Origin of the sequence: Fusobacterium sp. (assembly GCF_029258315.1) — a bacterium.
GTDB lineage: Bacteria > Fusobacteriota > Fusobacteriia > Fusobacteriales > Fusobacteriaceae > Fusobacterium_B.
The window spans coordinates 1-3,897 of record NZ_JARHZE010000007.1 but is presented as its reverse complement, the minus strand read 5'-3'; the positions used below and the strand labels follow the sequence as shown (position 1 = coordinate 3,897).

Genomic DNA, 3,897 nt, shown 5'->3' with positions numbered 1-3,897 from the left:
CAATTCTAGATGATTCAAAGTCCAATTTCTCCAATAAAACCTTATCTAAATATGGATTATCCTTATTTAAAGCATATATTTCACCTACTTTAATTTTATCAATCACATATTCTTCCACTGTTTCACCATCTAAAAATGACATTTTTCTTGTGTTTTCTATGTAGAACTTATTACTACAAAAGAATACTAATGCCACCGCCCCAAGTATAAAAGATATAATTGTAATTTTCTTCATTTTTACCCCCTCACGCCCAAAATTATTATAGATTATAGCAATTTCTTTTTTGACAGTCAATATATTTTAAAATAAATAATTATAGAGATTATATTAATAGTCTTTTATAAAAATTAGCCTTTTTATAATTATTATAGCCTTGTAAATTATGGTAAATTCTTTCTATTTAAATTTTATTTTTTATATAATTAATTTAATTTTATTCCTTTAATAAATAAAAATCTATAATTATTTTTTTAGTCTTTTAATTTTAAGGGGAGATTATAAGTTTTTTCCTTTTAAACTTTACCTTTTATATAATCAAGTTTATTTTATCCCTTTGATAAATAAGAATCTATAATTATTTTTTTAGTCTTTTAATTTTAAGGAGAATTTATAAATTTTTTTTCTTTTAAACTTTATCTTTTATATAATCAATTTTATTCCTTTGATAAATAAGAATTTAAAGTTAAATATAATTCTTTTTTTAATAATATCTAGCTATAAAAGCACCTCTCTAAAAAGGTAAAGAAAAAAGAGCTGGGTTAATTCAGCTCTCAACTTAGTTCCAAGAAAATCCTTGTTCCTTGGTAGATTTATTATATCAAATATTTTTAATTTCCCAAAGAAAAATATAAAATATTGTAGGGAAGATTTTTCCCCACTAGTTAAAACACCTTTTTAATCTCTTTTCTTTAATTTAATTTTTTCTTATTTAAAAAAATTTTATTTCTTTTTTTCTGCTTTTTACTACTCTTAAACATTTTAGTATAGGGAAGATTTTTCCCCATATATAAATTAATAGAATACAATATTTCTATATCATTTTATCTAATATCTAATTTTTTCAACTTATCCTATACTCTAACAAAACATTAGAAAAATTTTTTCCTATAAATAAAATAAGCCAAGTAACCAAGCTATTACAAATATAAAGAAAGAAAATGCAGTAATTTCAAAGGAAATAAATGTAAAAAATAAAATTATATATATAAGAGATACAATTGTACCATATTTAAAGTTTGTCTTTTTATAAGCCAAAAATATTTCATAAAGTAAAATTAAAAAGACTATCCCCATTAAAAAACAACTTAGTACTAAAGAGCCACCTATCGTTACAAATCCAAAGCAAACAAAAATTGAGGCAACCCCAAGTCTTATTAAACTTTCCTTTGAATAAAGTTTAAAATCTACCTCTTCACCACATTGATTTTTTATTTTTTCCTCTAAAATAGCTTTATTTTTATAAGCCCAATAAAGAACCCCTAAGGATATTAGAAATAACATAGTTCCCCCTTTTCTCAATAAAATTAATTTTTTAATTTTTATCTCTTTTATATTGCTATAATATCATTTTATTCTAGCAAAATCAATTTTTAATAATTTCTTTATTTAAAATTTTTTTCACTATCTCTTTATCAAAATTATTTACTATAAATTATCTTTTTATAAATTTTTTTCTCTTTTTTCTATACCATCTATTTTTTCCTTATCTAAATTAAAAAAATATATAAATATTTACTTTAAATATAGAATTATATTGATTTTTTTCAAATTATATTATAAAATTTAAGAAAACATCTAATGAGGATAATTATGAATCAATCTATTTTAAAATTACATAAGATTATTAAAGAAAATACTAAGCCCTTTGATCCAAGTGGAAAAACTTGCATCTTCTGTGGAGAGGAAAAGGGGATAACTAGGGAACATCTTTTCCCTAAGTGGTCTTTTGAAAATGATGTGAAAAAATCTTTTTACATCTCACCAGAGGACAACCTTTATTCTTATCACCTTTCTTGTTTACCTTGCTGTAAAAATTGTAATTCTAATATACTGGGGAATTTTGAACAGCATATAAAAAATCTTTTCCTTAAAAAAGAGAAAAATTATAGTGACGAGGAGAGAGAAGATATAATTTTCTGGATCAAATACCTTGACTTTAAATTTAAAATCTTCGGTATCGAAAAGGCTTGTCATAAAAATAAAAAAAGTAAGTCTACTACTGGACTTAACTTAAAATTAGATAGTAATATTGATAAACTTCTTGAGGAACTTTTTCAAGAGATTGATAACACAGACTCTTTGATTATAAGAGAGGCTAGTCAAAATAATTTCGATTTCTTCTATTGGAGAGATCACTATTTCTCTTTAAATCTCCCTCAATGTAATGTAAGTATCTTTTACTTCTTTACTAATAAAATTGAAAATATTGGTACTTTTTGTAGCGAGGTTATATAACGAGTGGGGAAAATTCTTCCCTACTTTTTCATTTAAATAAAAGTTATTGACAATCTTATTTTTTAATCTTATACTAAGAGTAATATATTATAACTTTGTATTTATGGAGGTTTAAAATGAAAATCTTTTATATTCCTATCACTAACAAAATTTCAGAAACAAATTATAATAATACTATAAAAAAAAGAATTACTTTTAATGGGATAAAAATATCTCAATTTACAAATGATAGTTCTGGTGTTTGGGGTTTTAAAGATGGAAAAAGTAATATAAGAACCTACAACTCCATTGAAGCTGGAGATATTATTTTCTTTAGAACTACAGATAAAGAAAAATATCAATGTTTTGATGGCTTTGGAGTAGTTGCTAAAAAAGAAATTGATTCTCAATTAGCTAAAAATTTTTGGAATGATAAAGAATTTAAAAATCTAATATACTTTAATAAGGTAGTAATCTTTGATGAACCTTTTAGATTATCAAAAAATACTAAAAAACTAGAAACTTTAACCTTTGGAAAATTATGGCACGATGGATATAATATGTTTAGACAATGGTCTCTAAAAGAGGACGATGATGATATAAAATCTCCCGAAGATTTAATTAATTATTTTTATTCTTTTAAACATAAAATCCTTTATGATAATATTAATATATATGCCTTAAACGACGATAATTTTTTCGTTTCTGAGGATGTTAAAAACTTACTTGAAGACGAGGATGTCATCTCTTTAGAAAAAACAGAAAAAGAAATCATTATAAAAACAAGAATTGGTCAATCAAAATTAAGAGATAAATTGATTCTCTTAAAAAATAAGTGTGAACTTTGCAGTATAGATAAAAAAGAACTACTAATAGCTAGTCATATTAAACCTTGGAGCAAATCAACAAAAGATGAAAGACTAGATGTTAATAATGTACTTTTGCTTTGTCCTCTTCATGATCAACTTTTTGATAAAGGCTTTATTTCCTTTGATGATGATGGAAAAATTCTTATTTCTGATGAAATTAAAGATGGTGATTTAAAGGATTTTAACATTAATTTAAATATGAAAATAAATTTAACAGAAAAAGAAAAGAAATACTTTAAATATCACAGAGAAAATATTTTTAAAAATTCCAATAATAAATAATAATAAAAAAAGACTTGGTAGAATTATCAAGTCTTTTCTCTATATTTAAAGTATCATTTCATTATCAAAGGTTACCTTTACTTTAAAGTTTCTACAAGTGTAAACATAACTGTTGTCGTCCCCTATCACACCTTTTAAAACCTCATTTCTCTCAAAAGAAAGAATAAAAGCTCCAATCTCAATCATCACAGGTGTTGTGTCCTCTTTTAAGAAAATTGTAGAATTATCTTGGCAAGAAAAATAAAAATTGTCCCCAAATATCTCAACCTTTTGGATATTTGATTTTTTATATTTTAAAAGTTCTATAAGTTG

5 protein-coding genes are annotated in these 3,897 nt (G+C 23.5%); 2 read left to right on the top strand and 3 right to left on the bottom strand.

Features of this window, described 5'->3' with window-relative positions; translation table 11 throughout:
- The coding region (locus tag Q1J48_RS00490) for a hypothetical protein (RefSeq protein ID WP_300360586.1) at window positions 1-235 on the bottom strand (235 nt) is incomplete at its 3' end.
- A gap of 870 nt (window positions 236-1,105) precedes the next feature.
- Entirely contained in the window at window positions 1,106-1,501 is a 396-nt protein-coding gene (locus tag Q1J48_RS00485) for a hypothetical protein (RefSeq protein WP_300360585.1), read from the bottom strand.
- A 309-nt stretch (window positions 1,502-1,810) separates the two neighbouring features.
- Between Q1J48_RS00485 and Q1J48_RS00480 the strand changes: the two genes are divergently transcribed.
- Window positions 1,811-2,455 (top strand): hypothetical protein, encoded by a 645-nt coding sequence (locus tag Q1J48_RS00480; RefSeq protein ID WP_300345248.1) that lies wholly within the window; start codon window positions 1,811-1,813, stop codon window positions 2,453-2,455.
- 116 nt (window positions 2,456-2,571) lie between these two features.
- Window positions 2,572-3,585 (top strand): HNH endonuclease, encoded by a 1,014-nt coding sequence (locus Q1J48_RS00475; protein ID WP_300360584.1) that lies wholly within the window; start codon window positions 2,572-2,574, stop codon window positions 3,583-3,585.
- A 45-nt stretch (window positions 3,586-3,630) separates the two neighbouring features.
- Here the strand turns inward: Q1J48_RS00475 and Q1J48_RS00470 are convergent.
- A partial coding sequence (locus Q1J48_RS00470) for a hypothetical protein (RefSeq protein ID WP_300360583.1) occupies window positions 3,631-3,897 on the bottom strand: 267 nt, incomplete at its 5' end.